This is a genomic window from Xanthomonas phaseoli pv. dieffenbachiae, assembly GCF_008639345.1.
GTDB classification, from domain to species: domain Bacteria; phylum Pseudomonadota; class Gammaproteobacteria; order Xanthomonadales; family Xanthomonadaceae; genus Xanthomonas; species Xanthomonas phaseoli.
Genome location: NZ_CP041380.1, coordinates 1,939,360 through 1,957,727 on the forward strand (window position 1 = coordinate 1,939,360; position 18,368 = coordinate 1,957,727).

Genomic DNA, 18,368 nt, shown 5'->3' on the forward strand with positions numbered 1-18,368 from the left:
CGGGACGCGTCATTGCGCGGGCGAAGTGCGAGAGATCAGCGAGTGAAGGCACGATTCGGAACTGTAGGACCAAGTTCACCCCGGTGCGCCTGGCGCATGCGGGCGGCGAACGAAGCGAAGCCAAGTAGGCCAGCGGGTCTCTGCAGATGAAATGCGGTATGCCGCAATTCATCGACTTTGAGACCGACGAGGCAGGCAACTTCATATGCCTCCCAGGACATTTAAGAACCTCCCGAGTTGTTAGCATGATGACGGACGTTGAGGTCAGAAAGCCGGCTTTGTCCAAAGAATCCGTAGCCATCCAAAACAATAGAGCCATTTATTTGTGATTTTCATCACAAATAACTAGAGCTCGGGCTTTTCTTACAGGGTTTCCCCTACAGCACGCGTTGACCGTTTTTTAACATTACGTCACAGTTGCGCCGCATTTCAGCGAGCTGAAGGGTTGCGACACCGTTTTGGTGGCCAGGCACGCTGATGCGGGTGACGGCGTGCATTGCGCGACCGACGCACAGGGGGCAGGACAGATGTGGAAGCGATCGGCGCCCTTGGCGCTGGCGGCTTGCCTGTGGGCAGTTGCCGGGCTGGCGGCCGCACAACAATCGGCACCGACAACGCTGGATCGGCAGGAGCAATTGCGCCAGGCCGAGGAGATTCAGCGTCGCCAGGAACAGGAGCGCCAGGCGCCCTTCGCCGGCCCGCGCGAGGACGCCGACCGCGTAGATGCGCGCAGCACCGTGCTGCCCAACGAAGACTTGTGTTTTTCGATTACCCGCGTGCACCTGTCGGGTGCAGGCGATGATGCAGCGCGCTTTGCGTGGTTATGGAAGTCTCTGCGCCGTTACCAGGGCCGCTGCATCGGGCGCGCCGGTATCGACATCATCCGGCGCCGCGCATTGGATCAGTTGGTCGCCCGCGGTTTGGTCACCACCCGCATCGGTGTGCCGGAGCAGGATCTGTCGCGCGGCGACCTACGTTTCGAACTGCTGCCCGGCCGATTGCGCGATGTGCGTGTGGTGTCCGACACCGAAGGCGCGCACTGGAAAACGGCATTGCCGCTCCGTAGGGGAGATTTGCTGGATCTGCGTGCCATTGAACAGGCGGTAGAGCAGTTCAAACGGTTGCCGTCGCAGGACGCCAAGATCGATATCGCGCCAGGCGAGGCACCAGGTGAATCGGATCTGGTCATCATCTTGCAGCACGGGCGGCGCTGGCGCGGTGTGGCCAATGCCGACGATTCCGGTGTGGAGGCGACCGGCCGTGTGCAGGCTGGGTTGGACGTTTCGCTGGATAACCCACTGGGCCTCAACGATCTGCTCAGCATTGGCTACAGCCATGACCTGGCCACGCGCGATGAAGAACGCGGCACGCGCGGCAACAGCCTGAGTTACAACCTGCCGTGGGGATGGTGGACGTTTGCGCTGTCGGCATCGTCGTACCGCTATCACCAGCGCGTAGACGGTTTTTTACAGACCTTCCAGTCCAGTGGCGAGTCCAGCAACGCGCAGCTGGATATCCAGCGCGTCCTGCATCGCGACGGCACAAGCAAGACCTCGGCCGGTGTGGTGATTGGCCGGCGGCGTGCGCGTAGTTACCTGGATGGCGTGGAGATCGGCATCCAGCGCCGCGATACCAGCAGTGCGGAGTTCTACTTCACGCATCGGCGCTATCTGGGCGCGATGCAGCTGGACATGCGTCTGGCGCATCGGCGCGGCACACCGTGGTTCAACAGCCAGTGGACCGGCTACGACCCGCAGATCGGCTTCCCGACATTTCGCTATGGCGTGACGACGCTGGACGTGAGCACGGCGCTGCCGTTCAAGCTGGGCCCGGTGCCGATGGCGTGGGAAAGCAGCCTGCGTGCACAGACCGCCGGCGAACTGTTGCTGGGGTCCGAGTTCGTCACCATCGGTGGTCGCTACAGTGTGCGCGGTTTCGACGGCGAAGCGACGCTTGGCGCCGAAAAAGGCGCGTACTGGCGCAATACCTTGAGCTTCCCTGTGCAGCAGATCGGGCTGACGCCGTATCTGGGCCTGGATGCAGGCCGCATCGATGGTACCAGCGCCAGCGGACTGCGCGGCCGCAGTTTGGTGGGCGGCGCGGTGGGCCTGCGTGGCGGTTGGTTCGGTGCCAGCGTCGATGCGTTTGCCGGTTGGGCGATCCACCGCCCCGACGGATTTGCAAGTGCGCAGCCGGCATATGGCATGCGTGTGATCTACCAGTTCTGACACGGATCGCGCCGCCAGCCGGCTGCGCGTTTGTTGATTGATGACGCCAACAGGCGGCGAGAGAGAAACGATGGACAACGAAGCGGTGGGCGTGCGTGGTTGCCTGGCCGAGCAGAGCAAGCGTGCGCTTGCACTGCTGCTGTGCTGCACGGTCACCTGGACCTCGTTTCCGGCATGGGCGCAGCTTGCGCCAACCGCCAACCCTGGGGGGCAAACGCCAGGGCAGCAGGTCGCTGCCAATGGCGTGCCGGTGGTGGACATCGTCGCGCCCAATGCGCGCGGCATTTCGCACAACCGCTACAGCAACTTCAATGTCGGCCCGAATGGGCTGATCCTCAACAACAGCGCGCAGATCTCCAAGACCGAGCTTGGCGGTTACGTGGCCGGCAACAACAACCTGCAGCGCAGCGGTGCCGCCTCGCTGATCCTCAACGAAGTCACCTCGGCCAGCAGCCGCTTGCAGGGCTATACCGAAATCGCCGGTGCCAAAGCGCAGCTGGTGATTGCCAACCCCAACGGCATTTCCTGCGATGGCTGCGGCTTTCTCAATACCTCGCGCGTCACCCTGACCACCGGCACGCCGAACCTGGGCAGCGATGGTGCGTTGAACGGCTTCAGCATCACCGGCGGTGCGCTGAGCATCGGTCGCAACGGTCTGGACGCGTTCGATGTGGATCGCCTGGATCTGTTGTCGCGTCAGCTCAGTGTAGACGGCTCGATCTGGACCAGGGAGCTGGTCGCCGCCGCTGGTGCCGGACGGGTGAATTACGACGGCATGCTGCTGGACGTCCTGCCGGGTGCCGACGGCGGCCTTCCTGCGATCGGTATCGATGTGGCGCAATTGGGCGGCATGTATGCCGAACGCATTCGCCTGATCGCCACCGAAGCCGGCGTCGGCGTGGTGAGCCGCGGCACATTGGCTGCGCAAAGTGGCGACCTGCAGATCGACAGCGCAGGGCAGGTGAGCCTGGGAGGCACCACCGTCGCGCGGGATGCTGTGAATGTGCGTGCCACCGGCGCGCTGGATCAGCGTGGCGTGCTTGGCTCGCAACAAGGCGACGTGTCCCTGCGTGCTGCAAGCATGACGCTTGCAGGCGACCTGGTGGCCGCCGGTGCGCTGGATGCGCAAGCCGGTGGTCTGGTGACCCATGTTGGCCGCAGTAGCGCGGGGTCGATCCGTCTGTTCGGCTCGGAATTGAATGCCGATGGCAGCCTGCACGCCACCGGCGCCCTGGACCTGGGCGCCGATGGGCTCTTGCGCAGTGGTGGCGTTGCCTATGGCGGTGCAGGCGCGAATTTGCGGGCGGCACAGATTGCGTTGTCCGGCACCTTGCAGAGTGGCGCGGCGATTGCGCTGAACGCCATTGCCATCGACGCACTCGGCACGCTGGATGCGGCAACGGCGCTGCAGATCAACGGCAATGGCAATGTGCGCCTGGCTGGATTGGCGCAGGCCGGGCAGGGAGCTGATGTGCAGGCGGGTGGGCGCCTGGAACTGCAGGGGCAGCTGATCGCAGCCGATGGGCTTGCGTTGAACGCAGCGTCGATCGACATCGCGCAGCGCGCTGCGGTGTCTGCAGGCAACGATCTGGATCTGCGTAGCGCCGGTGCCGTCAACAATGCCGGCCGCGATCTGTGGCTGCAGGCTGCCAGTGTCAGCGCGGCGGGTAGCCTGTCTGCGGCACGCGATGCCCAGCTGGCGGTTGCCGGCGAATTGGTCAATCGCGGCACCGTCGTCGCAGGCAATGCATTGAGCGCAGATGCAGCGCAGCTGGAGAGCCGCGGCGATATCGGCAGCCAGGGTGGCGATGCCACCTTACGCAGCCGCGGCAATCTGCGCCTGAGCGGCAATACCGTTGCAGGTGGCGCATTAGCGTTGGATGCTGCAAGCAGTGCCCAGGTGTCGGGGTCCGTAAATGCAGCCAGCGTCAGCCTTCGTAGCGGCGGCGATGCCAACCTCTCCGGCACGCTGCAGAGCACGCGTGGCGCGCTGACGGTTGCCGCGGCAGGTGAGCTTGCAAACGATGCCATCGTGCGTTCGGCAGGTGCGCTCGATCTGCAGGCCAATGGCGCGCTGCGTCAGCGCGGCCAACTGCACAGCGATGGCGCGTTGCAACTGCGTGGCGGCAGCGTCGCCCACAACGGCGTGATCAATGCCGGTGGTGATCTGCGCATCGCTGGCGCTGGGGCGCTGGCGTTGGACGGCACCGTGCAGAGCGCAGGCAATACAACGTTGCAAACGGCCGGCGCGCTGGATAACAGCGCAAAGGTGATTGCTGCCGGTCCATTGCAGGTGGACGCGGCTAGCCTGCGCAACGCGCAAGGCGCGGCATTGTCGTCTGGCGCCGATGCGCAGCTGCGGATTGGCGCCGCACTTGAGAATGCCGGCAGCGTGTACGCTGCCAACGCATTGCAGATCAGTGCGGATTCCTTGACCCAGAACGGAAGCATCAGTTCCGGCAATACGCTTTCCGCGACGGTTGTCGGCATGCTCGACAATACCGGCAGTGTGGTGGCACGCAATGGGATGCAGCTCGATGCTGGCGACTTGCGCAGCAGCGGCCAGCTCGGCAGTGAAGCTGCAGGCGTTGTCTTGGGCAGCCAGGGCAATATCGCATTGCAGGGTGTGGTGGCTGCCGCAACTACGTTGCGGGCTACCGCCGCGGGCGATCTGCAGCAGGCCGGCGCGCTGAAGGCGCAATCGCTGGCGTTGCGTGCGGGTCGCGACCTCATCGCGAGCGGCACGCTGCAATCTGCATCGAATTTGGAACTACAGGCGCAACGTGCATTGACCTTCGCTGCGCAAGGCCAGGCTGGTGGCGACATCAGCATGCGCGCTGCCACGCTGACGACAAGCCAGGATGCGCTCTTGCAGGGCGCCGGCGCGATTGCATTGGATGGCGGCACGATCGATAGCCGCGGCAAGCTCGATGCAGGTGGCGATCTACGCGTACGTAGCCTGGGCGACATGAGCTTGGCGGGTGTTGCGCAGGGCAGCGATGTTGAGCTGACGGCGACCGGGGTGCTGACTAATGCGGCGCAGGCCTTCGCTGGGCGCACCTTGACTGCGCAGGCACAAAGCCTGGAGAACACCGCTGCCGGCGTATTGGCAGGCGGTGGGGATGTGACACTCACCGCGGCAGCACAGTTGAACAACGCCGGCCGCGTGCAGGCAGCCGGCGAACTGCAGATGACGGCGGCAAGCCTCGATCAAGGTGGCAGCGCATCGGCCGGAAAGACCTTGCGTGGCATCGTTGCTGGCACGCTGGACAATCGTGGCAACTTGATCGCCAGAGATGCGTTGCAGATCGATGCAGGCACGTTGCGCAGCAGCGGCCAATTGGGCAGCGAGCTGGCCAGTGTTGCGTTAAGCAGCCAGGGTGCGATGCAGCTGGACGGTGTGGTCGCCGCCGCGACTGCCTTGCAGGTCTCGGCTGGCGGCGATCTGCAGCAAGCTGGTTCACTCAAGGCGCAGTCGGTTACCCTGCACGCCGGGCAAGACCTCACTGCCAATGGCAGCCTGCAATCCGCATCCACGTTGGATCTGCAGGCACAACGCACGCTCGCATTGAACGGTGAGGCATCCAGTGCTACAGATCCACGCTTCATGGCGCAACCATCACCACCGGCACCGCGGCGGTGCTGCAGAGTGGGGCAGCGATCACCTTGGCAGGCGACAGCATCGAGAGCCGTGGTGCGCTCGATGCAGCGAATGATCTGACGCTACGTAGTGCGGGCGATCTGACGTTGGGCGGTGTGGCGCAGGCCGGTCTCGACATTACGCTGGCCGCAACAGGTATCTTGAACAATGGTGCCCGAGTGATCGCCGCGCGCGATCTGAGCGTGCAGGCTTCCAGTGCCACGAATGCGTCTGACGCAACCCTGGGCGCCAAGCGCGATTTGCGTGTCGATGTCGCCGGTGTACTGGACAACCGCGGCAGCCTGCACGGAGAGCGTGGCCTTTCGCTGACCTCCGGGTCGCTGTTGCAGCGCGGTCGTGTCTATAGCGGCGATGCGCTGTCGATTGCTTCCAACGGTGCGTTCGAAAACGTAGGCCAGTTGGTGTCCGGCAAAGATTTGAGCATCACCGCCGGCAGCATTGTCAGCCATGGCCAGCTGGGCTCGGTGACCGGCGCGCTGACACTGACCAGCCAGAACGAAATCGCATTGCAAGGCGTGGTATCTGCCGCGACCACGTTGCAAGCCGCCGCAGGGGGCGATCTTTCACAGGCAGGGACGCTCAGTGCGCAGACTGTCGCGCTACAGGCTGGCGGTGATCTCGTTGCTGGTGGCACCCTGCAATCGGCTTCCACGTTGGATGTGCAAGCACAGCGCACGCTGAGCTTGAGCGGACAGGCGCAGGCCGGGACAGATGCCGTCCTGCACGGCAACAGCATTGCAACTGGTCGCGATGCCGTGCTGAAAAGCGGTGGCGCCATCACTCTGGACGGTGCGGCCATCGACAGCCGCGGCACGCTGGATGCCGGGACGGATCTTGCAGTGCGCAGCACGGGCGATCTTGCCCTTGCGGGTGTTGCGCAGGCCAACCGCGATGTCATGCTCAGCGCGACTGGTGCGCTCGGCAATGCCGGCCAGGTCTTCGCGGGTCGCGACCTCTCGCTACAGGCAGGTCCGATCAACAACGCAGCAGCTGGCGCACTTGCGGCAGTCGGGGGCGTCGCGCTGGCGACAGGTGCACTGCAGAATGCCGGCAGCCTGCAGAGTGGCGGCGATCTGCGTATCACCGCAGCCAGCATGCACCAGAGCGGCACTGCCGTCGCCGCCAAGGCCTTGACCGCCACGGTCACCGGCACATTGGATAACCGCGGCAGTCTCATCGCCAAGGATGCAGTGCTGGCCGAAGCGGGTACGTTGCGTAGCAGCGGCCAGCTCGGCAGCGAAGCGGCGAACGTGACGTTGACCAGCCAGGGCGATATGACCTTGCAGGGCGTGGTCGCCGCAGCCACCACGCTGCACGCCGCCGCTGGCGGCGATCTGCAACAGGCCGGTTCGCTCAAGGCGCAGTCCATCGCGCTGCAGGCCGGGCGCGATCTCACTGCCGCAGGCACGCTGCAATCGGCATCGCAGCTGGATCTGCAGGCACAACGCGGACTCATGTTGAACGGCCAGGCGGTGTCCGCAGCGAACGCAATCCTGCGTGGCGCGCAGATCGCGACCGGGCAAGCGGCAGTGCTGCAAAGTGGCGCCGAAATCAGCCTGGACGGCGCAGCGATCGACAGCCGCGGTGCACTCGATGCCGCCACCGACATCAATCTGCGCAGCACCGGCGAGTTGGCGGTTGCCGGCGTGGTGCAGGCAGACCGCAACGTGGTGCTGAGCGCAACCGGTGCGCTGACCAACGCCGCGCAGGTCGCGGCCGGTGGTGGCCTGACCGCGACTGCTGCCAGTGCGAGTAACACCGCAACTGGCGTACTGCTGGCGCAAGGCGACGCCACCCTGTCCACCGCTGGCCTGCTCGACAACGCCGGCGCCATACGCGCGGGTAATCAACTCTCGCTTGGTGTCGGTTCGCTACGCCAGACCGGTCAGGCCTATGGCCTGCAGCGACTCGGTGTCAGCGCCAGCGGCGCGGTGGATAACCGCGGCGATCTGATCGGCGGCAATGCGTTGCGCGTGGAAGCGGGGCAGCTGAGCAGCAGTGGTCAGCTGGGCAGCGAGCGTGGCGATGTGGCATTGATCAGTCGTGGCAACCTGCAGCTCGATGGCCGCCTGGCATCGGCAGGGGCGTTCACGGCACAGGCCGATGGCGCGCTGATGCAAAGTGGCAATCTAAGCGCAGCCAGCACACTCGACCTGCGTTCCACAGGCGACCTGACGGTTGCCGGCCAGGTTGCGGGTCAACAACTCACACTCGTCAGCGATGCGGTTGTACGCCAGCAAGGCACTGTCAGCGGGACAACGGTCGATGTGCAAGGCGCGCGCATCGAAAACGCCGGTCAAACCACCGCAGCGGGCAATCTCAGCCTTCGCGCAGGCCAGATCGGTATCACCGGTACGGTGGGTGCCGGCATCAACGCAGACGGTAACCTGGGTCGCGGAAGCACGCTCAATCTGGTTGCCGATCGTCAGCTCACCGCCTCCGGCACGCTGCTGGTCGGCGGCAACCTCACTGCGCAGGGCAGTCAGTTGCAGTTGGCTGGCGCCACCACGCGGGCCACCGGCAATGTGGCACTGACCACTGGCGGTAGCCTCGATCATCGTGGCGGCAATCTGCTCGCGGGCGGAACGCTCGCCGTGCAGGCCGGCGGCAATATCGACAACGGGCGTCTCAACAATGTCGGCGGGCAACTGCAGGCGAACCAGTTGAGCATCGATGGCGGAAGCCTGAGTAATGTCGGCGGTGGACTAGTGCAGAGCGGCGCAGGTGTGACCCGCGTAGTGATCGGGGGTGCGCTCGACAACAGCGCCGGCACGCTCGCCAGCAACGGTCAGGATCTGAGCATCACCGCTGCCAGTATTGAAAATGCGCAGGGCCGCATCGAACATGCCGGCACCGGCACCCTGTCGGTGACCAGTCGCGGTGCACTCGGCAACAGCAGTGGACGCATCCTGACGCAGGGTCAGTTGACACTGGGCGCCAGCGGCGCCCTGAACAACCAGAGCGGCGCCATCGCTGCGGCGGGCGACGCAGGCGTGAGCGCAGCCAGCCTCAATAATCTGACCGGATCGGTGTCGGCACGGACATTGAACGTGCAAAACAGCGGCACGGTCGATAACCGTAACGGCCTGCTGCAGGCCAGCGGCGGTGCGCTGACCTTGCGCGCCGACAGTCTCAGCAATGCCGGCGGTACCGTGCAGGCGATTGCCAATGCGGGCGTGGGCGGGGGGCTGCGCGTTGAATTGAACCGCAGTTTGGACAATGGCAATGGCACGATCGGTGCCAGTACCGATGCCGTGATCACTGCAGAAAACATCAGCAGCACTGGCGGCAATCTGCAGGCCGGTCGCGACCTCGGCATCACCGCACGTGGTCAACTGGATAATCATCAGAGCGGCAAGCTCAGCGCCGGCCGTGATCTGAACGTTGCGGTCACCGGCGCGTTGCTCAATAGCGGCGGTCAGCTCGATGCGGGCAATACCTTGACCGCCTCCGCCGGACGGATCGACAACACCCAAGCCAGCATCGTCAACAACGGCAGTGGCCTGACCCGCATCACTACTGGCGGCGCATTGACCAACACCGGCGGCAATTTGGGTGGGCGCGGCAGTGTGGTGATCGATGCGGCCAGCATCGCCAACACTAGCGGCCAGTTGGTCGCAGGCGGCGACCTGATCGCCAATACCAATGCGCTGAACAACCAGGGCGGCAGCGTGTATGCCGGCGCCAACTTCCTATTGCAGCGCGCAGGTGCCACGCTCGATAACCAGAACGGCAAAGTCAAGGCCGAGCAATCGGTTCGCCTTAACCTGCAAAACCTGAGCAATGCCGGTGGCCAGATTGGCGCAGGCAGCGTTACCGGCGGCGCCGGCGATGTGGTCATCGACACGGTTGGCTTCGACGGTGGCGGCAGCATCCTCGCGCAGAACCTGCTGGATCTGACCCTGCGCAGCGACTACACGCACCGCGCCGGCGCCGACCTGGTCAGCAACGGCAATTTCAACCTGCGTGTGGGCGGCAACTTGGTCAACGAGTCCACGCTCAAAGCAGCGCGCACCCTCGATATCATCGCCAGCAGCATCACCAACCGCGGCGGTGCCAATATCGTCTCCAACGATACCCGCCTCAACGGCGGCAACGTCATCGATAACGCCGGCAGCATTTCCGGCAACGGGGCGTTGTCGCTTATTGCCAACAGCGTCTACAACACCGGCAGCATCGTAGGCGGCAATGTCTCGGTGAATACCGGTACGCTGGTCAATGGCGCTGATTTCGGCGGTGCAACCAACAACGCTGCCTATGGCTCCGCATTGCTGGGCTCCACTGGCAACATGAATTTGATCGTGCGCGATCAGTTGCTCAATCGCGACGCACGCATTTTCAGCCTGGGCAATATCGCGATTGGTGGCGCGCAGGATGGTGGTGGCACCTTGGTGTCTCGGACCGGCGTGGTGAATAATCTCTCGGGCAGCATTGAGGCTGATGGAAGCATCTTGATTGCGGCCCAGCAGCTCAATAATCGGCGTCGCGTGATTAACACCACCAGCGTCTCTACCGATCCCGGCAATGACGGTGTGTATTCGGGTGGCGAGCTCATCCAGGGTAAAACGATCCGCAACATCCAGGGAGCCCGCGCCCCCTATCCTTACAAGGGGCTCGCGCCGGGTATCTATCGCAACTATCAGGTCATTCAACAGGAGCAGTTGTCTTCGGCAAGCGCAGAGGGACGCATCGCGGCGGGCGGAAACATCCTGCTGTCGGGGAGCGTGACGAACAATGCCTCCACCATCGCTGCAGCAGGCTTGTTCGCTGCCAACCAGCGCGGGCTTGGCGGACTCTCGGACGGGATATCGTAGGGGGCGAGCAGCTGCTTAACCAGGCGCTGGCGTTGAATCAGACGGTTCGACAAAGCGATGTGGAACATATCGTCACCGCGATTACCAACGACTGCATGCAGCCGGTTGGGCAGAAGCTGGTCTGCTATTACGAAGAAGAAGACCAGAGGCTGAGTTCCTCAACGACCAACAGCAGCTATATCGCCCTGGGCGCCAGCATGACGGGCAGCCAAGGCGTCAGCATCAACGGCGCCAATATCAGCAATGGCGCTGTCGGTAGCGATGGTCGCGCCGTCAGTGGCGCTGCGCTGCGTGGCGTAGGCGCCCAGGTTGGCTTGAATGGTCGCACCGCGCAGAGCGCCGGTGGAGTGGGCGGCCAGGCAGTGGTGGGCCGCGCCAACGGCGGCGCGAGCAGCATCCAAGTTGCGACCGGCACCAGTGGCAGCACAGGCACGCACGTCGGTGCCAACACGCAGGACGCCACGCTCGCTACATCGGGCGGCATCGTCAAGATGTCGGTTGCGCCGGTGATGTCCAACGACAGCGGCCTGGTGCGTAGCAGCGTCGATCAGACGAATGTGCAGACCACCGCCGCCGGCACCGGTGTCGCAGCGGGTGGAAACGAAACCCGCACGCGCATCGATCCCGCCACCATTCCCGTGACCAACATCGTTGGTAGCGGGCAGACCTCGCTGACGCAGATCGATTTGCCCATCGGCGGCCTGTATCGCCTCTCCAGTGGCGCGGCCACCGACCGCACGGCGATGGGCCGCGCAGCAATCGGCCTGGGCGGCATCAACGCCTGGCGCAGCAACGGCCCGGGCCGTCGCTACCTGATCGAGACCGATCCGCGCTTCGTCAACTACGACAATTTCATCAGCAGCGACTTCCTGCTGGACAAGCTGGGCGTGGACCCGGAGTGGACCCAGACCCGCTTGGGCGACGGCTTCTACGAGCAGCGCCTGGTGCTGGACCAGATCACCCAGCTCACCGGCCGCCGCTACCTGGGCAACTACGCCGATGGCGTGGCGCAATACCGCGCTTTGCTCGAATCCGGCGTGGCCGCGGCAGGCCAGCTGCAATTGAGCATGGGCGTGGGCCTCACCGCCGCGCAGGCGGCTGCGCTGACACAAGACATCGTGTGGATGGTGGAGCAGGAGTACCAGGGCCAGAAGGTGCTGGTGCCGGTGGTCTACTTGGCCTCCAACTCGCTGCAGTTGCGCGGCAATGGCGCCTTGATCGCCGGCGGCAACGTCGAGCTCAATGCCACCAATACCATGAGCAACCAGGGCGTGATTGCCGGCGCCGATGTCAGCATCACCGCCGGCAACCTGCTCAACCAGGGCCGCATCAGCGGCACTGGCACCGTGGCATTGGAAGCGCGCAACGACCTGCTTAACCAGGGCCAGATCCAGGGTCGCGATGTCGCACTGGTGGCCGGCAACAACCTGGTCAGCGAAGCGTCCAAGGCCATCAATGGCGTCGGCATCCTGTCGGGCATCACCGCCAGCAACACACTGCAACTCACGGCCGGTAACGACATGACCTTGACCGGCACCCGCGTGCAGGCGGGCGGCAGTGCGGCGTTGATCGCAGGCAATAACCTCAGCCTCACGCCCAGCGCCTTGCGCGACGACAACGGCCTGCTGCGTGGCGGCGACGCGGTGTCGGTGACCACGGGCAAGGACCTGATCGTCTCAGCAGGCAACGACCTGCAACTGCATGGCGTCAGCATCAACGCGGGCGGCAGCGCCGCCTTGCAGGCAGGCAACAATCTCTCGCTGACCCCGACCACCGGTCTGGACGGCAAGGTCGCCACGCGCACCAGCATCAGCACCGGCGACAGCCTGCAGCTGACCGCCGGCAACGACCTGACCATCCGCCAGGCCAAGGTCAAGGCAGGCGGCGACCTGATCGCTGCAGCCGGCAACAACCTCAATGTCGAGTCGGTCCTCAACGCAACCGAGACCGACAGCTACCAAAGCCGCAACGGCAAGACCCGCGTCACCACCACGACCACCACGCAAACCATCGACCAACAGGCGCTGACTGCCGGCGGCAACCTGATCCTCAGCGCCGGCAACGACGTCAATCTGGTCGCCGCCAAGCTCGATGCAGGCAAGGGCTTGGGGATCAGTGCCGGCAACGACATCAACGCCAGCACGCTGACCACGGTGGACACCAGTGATGTCCTGGAAACGCGCAAGCGCTTCAAGCAAACCACCAGCACCCGCGACGAAACCGTCCACGGCACAGAGTTCACCGCCGCCGGCAACCTCGCTATGCAGGCTGGCAACGACATCACCCTGACCGCTGCCACGGCCGCCACCAAGGACGGCGGCATCACCCTGGCCGCCGGCAACGACGTCAACCTGCTCGCCGCGAGCGAGCAGCACGATGCCGTGCAGGACATGACCAAGAAGAAGAAGGGCACGTTCTCCAGCAAGACCACGACGACGCATGACGGGTGGCACGACAACGTGGCGGTCACCACCACGCTCAGTGGCGACACGGTGCAGATTGCGGCGGGCAATGACTTGCTGTCGCAGGGCGCACAGGTCGCCAGTACCGGCGATGTGGTGTTGGCCGCCGGCAACAACCTCACGTTGGACACGGTGCAGAACACCCGCAGCGAAGAGCATGAGAAGACCGTCAAGAAGTCTGGTCTCTACGGCGGAGGTGGCTTCAGCGTCGCCTTGGGCGTGACCAAGAAAACCGATGGTCTGGACGTTACCGAGGTCACCAACACCGGCAGCCTGGTCGGTAGCACCGACGGCTCGGTGACGATGACCGCCGGCAACAAGGTCGCCATCACCGGTAGCGATGTGCTGAGTGCCACCAGCACCACCATCGTGGGTAAGGAAGTCACGATTGCCGCGGCGGAAAACACCGTAGATACGGTGCAGACCTCCAAGCAGCAGAGTGCAGGCATTACCTTGGGATTGACCGGTGGGGCTGTAGACGCCGCGCAGGCAATCTACGGCGCAGTCAAGCGTGGCTCGGAGGTCGAAGACGATCGCCTGAAGGCGCTTTACGCCGCCAAGGCGGGCTATGCGGTCAGCGATACCGTGGGGCTGGTCAACAATGGCCTGAAGGGCTACGACGGCCAAGCGGTTGTAGGAAACACGACCAAGGCAGGTACTGCTGCAGCGGATGGCGCGCAAGGTGCAGCCAATGTGGCGGGCGTGAGCTTGCGCCTGGGCATCGGTGCCAGCAGTTCGTCAAGCAAGACGACCACGCACGAGGAGACCACCGGCGGTAGCCGCATCCTCAGCAACGGCGATATCACCATCGCCGCGACCGGCGGTGACCTCAACGTCATCGGCAGCAAGATCGTTGGTGAAAACGTGGCCCTGGCCGCTGCAAACAATCTCAACCTGCTGAGCAACAAGGAAACCAACACCACTAAATCGGAGAACAAGAACGCCGGTGGAGAGATCGGCATCAGTGTTGGTGCAGTCACCGGCTATTACCTGTCGGTGTCAGCAGGCAAAGGCAGTGCCAAGGGCAACAGCGAGCTACGCACGGAAAGCGTGGTCACGGCCAACGATACGTTGACCTTGGTGAGTGGCAACGACACCACGATCCAGGGCGCACAAGCCATCGGCAACAAGGTACTGGCCAATGTTGGCGGTGATCTGCTGATCAAGAGCGAGCAGGACACCAACGAGTACAAGAGCAAGCAGCAGCAGGCCAGCCTGACTCTAGCAACTGGATCGGGCAGCGGCGGCAGTTACAGCCAGCAGAAGGTCAACAGCAGCTACACCAGTGTGACCGAGCAAAGTGGCATCCAGGCCGGCCATGGTGGCTTCGACATCGCGGTAGGCGGCAATACCAAGTTGGTCGGTGGCGCAATTGCCAGTACAGCTGATGCCAGCCTCAATCGGCTGTCTACCGACAGCCTGACGGTCGAGGACCTGCAGAACAAGGCCGAATACAAGACCAGCGGCGTCTCAGTGGCTGGCGGCACGGGCAGCAGCATGGCGAGCGTGGCCATCGGTACCGGACTGAGCATGCTGGGCAACGCCAGCGACAGCTCGAGCAGCACGACCAAAAGCGACATCGCTTCCGGCTCGATCCAGATCCGCAGTGGCGATGTGTCAGCGCTCGCTGGTCTGGATCGCAGCGCGACAGAGTTGCAGCAGTCGGGCCTGAAGGAGATCTTCGATCAGAAGAAGATCGAAGATCAGAAGGAACTGATGGCGCTGGCTGGGGCGGTCGGATTCCGTGCAGCCGGTGATATCGCCAGCAGCATGCAGCAGCGGGCGCTCAGGGAATACGCGGCGGCGTCCAGCAACAAAGATCAGAAAGGAATGGCTGACGCACAGGCCAAGATGGACAGCTGGGGCGACGGGGGCCTAAACAAGACACTGCTCCACGGTCTTACCGGCGCGGCTGTGGCTGTGCTGGGCGGAGGCGATGTGGCAGGAGGCGTGCTCGCTGCCGCAGGTGCGGAGAGAGCAAAGCTGGCGATGGCCGAGTACCTCAGGGATAAAGAAATCCCGAAAGATAGCGAAACCTACCGAGCCCTCATGGAACTCGGAAGCGCGGCGATCGGTGGAGCGCTGGGTGGCGTTGCAGGAGCCAACACCGCGTTGGCCGGCGATCAGTTCAACCGGCAGCTGCACCCAGACGAAGTGAAGTGGATCAAGGACAATGCCGCGGGATTCGCCTATCAGCAGGGCATCTCTGAAGAGAGTGCCAAGCAGATCCTGCTCATCGAAGCAGCGTCGTACGTAGATGCGACGATTCAGTCGGCACTGAAGGATGTGCCGATGAATGCAGCGGCCGTCGAATTCCTCAGGACGAACAACAACGAATACGACGGCGTAAAAGCCTTCGATACGAGCGATCGAGACAACTTCCACCTCTATGGCAACAAATTGGCAGGAACCCCTGAGAACTTCAGGGACGTCTTCAATGCACTCGGCGCTGCAGGCCTGAAAAAGGACGAGTTGCAGTTGATGTACCAGCCGGAGCTGTTGACTTATGCCGGGAAGGGTATTGGCAGAGACAGCCGCCTAACCGTCGCTGTTCCAGCCACGGGAGCCGCGATCGGCGTCGCCGCGGTAGGTGGCGGGGCGTGCGCATTAAATATTGTTGCTTGTGGCCGACTAGTAGTCGGCGCGCTTGACGCGATTGCAACCGAGGCAACTGGCGGTCACAGCCTGCTCGTATCGAGTGCTTGGACCGGAGCAATTGTTGCAAAGAAGTTTGATGACCTAGTGAAATCTGCTGAGGAGACCACAGAACAGGTTGCCGTTGCTATTAGGCGGGCAACATCCCAAAAAGCAAGTTCTGCTGGTACTACTCCGGTCCATGGTGGGGCGGTTGACGGCGAGGCTGGCGGATTTTCTAGATATGATGAATTCAGGAAATCTGGTGAAGAAGTTAAACCAGATGGAAATTGGAACTGGCCTAGTAACCTTGGCTTTGCTGAATCGCACGTTGATGATGTACTACCAGTCGGTACCAAGCTGGATCGATATGGAAGCCCGGATGGCGCTTTTTTGTCTCCATTTGGGACGCCCTACGAGCAAAGGGCATTGGCGCCGGGATCAATGGGTAATGGTTATCATGAGTATGAAGTTATAAAGCCGCTTCCAGTAATTAAGGGTGAAATTGCTCCCGCATTCGGACAGCCCGGTGGCGGTACACAAATCTTGCCTAGATTTAAAGATCGCGTTAATGTTGATTGGTTGCGGCTTAACGGATTTCTCAAAGAGGTGAATAAAAGTGAATGACAGGATAGGTGAGATTCAACGGGATGCAATCTCTTTAGGTGCCATGATTAACGTCCCCCAGAATTTTCTGGTGATAAATACCAGGCCTTCTAGTGATGGCGTTCCATTTTTGACATATAAGGATAATGTTTTCGTTTATTCCTCTATTGAGAGGGATTATGAAATTTTTAAGAAAATTACTTCTTCAGTGGATGATGTTCTTTACTGGATATTAAGTCGTGCAGTTTCTAAGATGGTTCTTGATTCGAATTATTCTGAGTTTGTAAATTCTGTAAAATCAGAAGAGGAAATGTTTGCGCGCAAGGTGGATTTGATGAAACGCTTAAATCCGGCTTGGGGGCCGCGGACTGCGCGTGAATATCATTCCGGGATGGGGTATTGACTATTCCTGATCCTGATTAGCACTGTCTCTCAGCCATGAAAATTGCTCGCCATGCGCAGAGCCGGCTCTGACAGGACTTGCAACGCATCGTCGCCGTGGCGAGTCGTGGCAGCATCTCGGGCAGGCGGAATCTGCGATTGAATCGGCAGGCCGCTTCGGCCAGATCACGTCTTGTATATTTGTTTTGTGCGATGGCGTGATAGACGCCGCTGATTGCGCGTTTGAGGTTGCCAGCACCACGCTGACCCAGTGGGCAACAGCAGCTTCTGTCGTAGCACGCTCGAACATTGAAAAAACGGGGTCAGGTGTAATTAATAGGTCAATCTGACCCTGCAGTTTCCAGGTTGCCTCAATAGCCGCGCGGACAGCATCCGTGTTGCAACCGGCACTGCCGGTAACGCAGGCACTCAGGTTGGACCTCATACGCAGGACGCCACACTCGCCACGTCGGTTGGCATCGTTCAAGATTTCGGTCGCACCGGTGATGTCCAACAATAGTGGGTTGGTGCGCAACACCGTCGATCAGACAAATGTGCAACCCACCGCAGCTGGCGATGTTCCACCAAGTTCGAGTAGCACATCAGTTTGGAGTCCACTTCCCTACCCCGAGGAGATTGAATATGGCGGCGCAACGCCATACGGTACTAGCTGAGCGCGAGCTCGCTTGTTTGCGTAGTCCCGGCTTGCACAGATGCTTTGGCAAGCTAGAGAGCATTGATAACTCGCCACAAATCTCATGACGCACCGTCTTTCAAAAAAATCGCAATGGTTCGGCCTTATCGGCTGGCTGGCGCTGTGCTACGCAATCGCCGGGCTGGGCGCGGCGGCATCGATCCAGGCGGCCAGTTTTTACGCGGAGTTACAGCGTCCTGTCTGGGCACCACCGGGGTGGTTGTTCGGGCCGGTGTGGACGGTGCTGTACGGAATGATGGCGGTGTCAGTCTGGTTGGTGTGGCGCCGTGGCGGCTGGACTAAGGCGCGGTTGGCATTGACTCTGTTCGTGGTGCAGCTGGCGCTCAACGGGCTGTGGAGCTGGTTGTTCTTCGCATGGCACATGGGAGCCTGGGCGTTTGCCGACATCGTGGCGCTGTGGCTGGTGCTGGCGGCCACGACCGCGGCGTTCGCGAAGAGGCAAGCGCTGGCGGCATGGTTGCTGGTGCCGTATCTGGCATGGGTAAGCTTTGCGACGGCGCTTAATTTCTCGGTCTGGCAACTCAATCCTCAGGTGCTCGGCTGATCCTGTGGTGTGACACAGGCAGTTGGTTGGATCTGCCTAGTTTGCTGGCTTGGAACACAGGACGACGCTCATCACGAGTGGTGCGACGAAAATCCGTTTTGGGACGCAATAGGTCGGCAGCGCCAAAGGGGCAGGTTGTTCAAGGGGCATGACGGCCTCCGAGCCGCCTCGGATGTCCGTGCTGACCAGACAGGTGCACACGCGTGGATGGGCGCCAACCGTGGGTGGGCACCAACGATGCGAGCTGAAGCTTTCCCCCTGGGCGGCGCTGACAGGTGTGCCAAAGCTGCGCACGGCGATCCGTCAAGGTCGCCGTAACAGTT

Annotated in this window: 3 protein-coding genes and 4 pseudogenes; 6 read left to right on the forward strand and 1 reads right to left on the reverse strand. The window is 62.4% G+C overall.

Features of this window, described 5'->3' with window-relative positions:
* Positions 1–527 precede the first annotated feature (527 nt).
* The 4 genes and pseudogenes from FLG15_RS08990 (at position 528) to FLG15_RS09020 (ending at position 16,808) form a co-directional block, all read left to right on the forward strand.
* Positions 528–2,228 carry a ShlB/FhaC/HecB family hemolysin secretion/activation protein gene (locus FLG15_RS08990; RefSeq protein WP_150145890.1) on the forward strand — a complete coding sequence of 567 codons (1,701 nt, stop codon included), beginning with the start codon at positions 528–530 and terminating at the stop codon, positions 2,226–2,228.
* 70 nt (positions 2,229–2,298) lie between these two features.
* Positions 2,299–15,883: pseudogene (locus tag FLG15_RS23380) on the forward strand (two-partner secretion domain-containing protein); the annotation flags it as partial.
* Between the two features lie 318 nt (positions 15,884–16,201).
* Positions 16,202–16,426: pseudogene (locus FLG15_RS23385) on the forward strand (TNT domain-containing protein); the annotation flags it as partial.
* Entirely contained in the window at positions 16,419–16,808 is a 390-nt protein-coding gene (locus FLG15_RS09020; protein ID WP_139791002.1) for an Imm63 family immunity protein, read from the forward strand. The pseudogene FLG15_RS23385 and the gene FLG15_RS09020, both read left to right, overlap by 8 nt.
* A gap of 29 nt (positions 16,809–16,837) precedes the next feature.
* Here FLG15_RS09020 and FLG15_RS09025 read toward each other — a convergent pair.
* Positions 16,838–17,087, reverse strand: a pseudogene (locus tag FLG15_RS09025) (transposase); the annotation flags it as partial.
* 78 nt (positions 17,088–17,165) lie between these two features.
* Here FLG15_RS09025 and FLG15_RS23390 point away from each other — a divergent pair.
* A pseudogene (locus FLG15_RS23390) lies at positions 17,166–17,361 on the forward strand (hypothetical protein); the annotation flags it as partial.
* A 183-nt stretch (positions 17,362–17,544) separates the two neighbouring features.
* Entirely contained in the window at positions 17,545–18,045 is a 501-nt protein-coding gene (locus FLG15_RS09030) for a TspO/MBR family protein (protein WP_057677588.1), read from the forward strand.
* Positions 18,046–18,368 lie beyond the last annotated feature (323 nt).

Coding starts and splice junctions, on each gene's coding strand:
- FLG15_RS08990 (WP_150145890.1), top strand. CDS start 528: ATGTGGAAGCGATCGGCGCCCTTGGCGCTGGCGGCTTGCCTGTGGGCA.
- FLG15_RS09030 (WP_057677588.1), top strand. CDS start 17,545: ATGACGCACCGTCTTTCAAAAAAATCGCAATGGTTCGGCCTTATCGGC.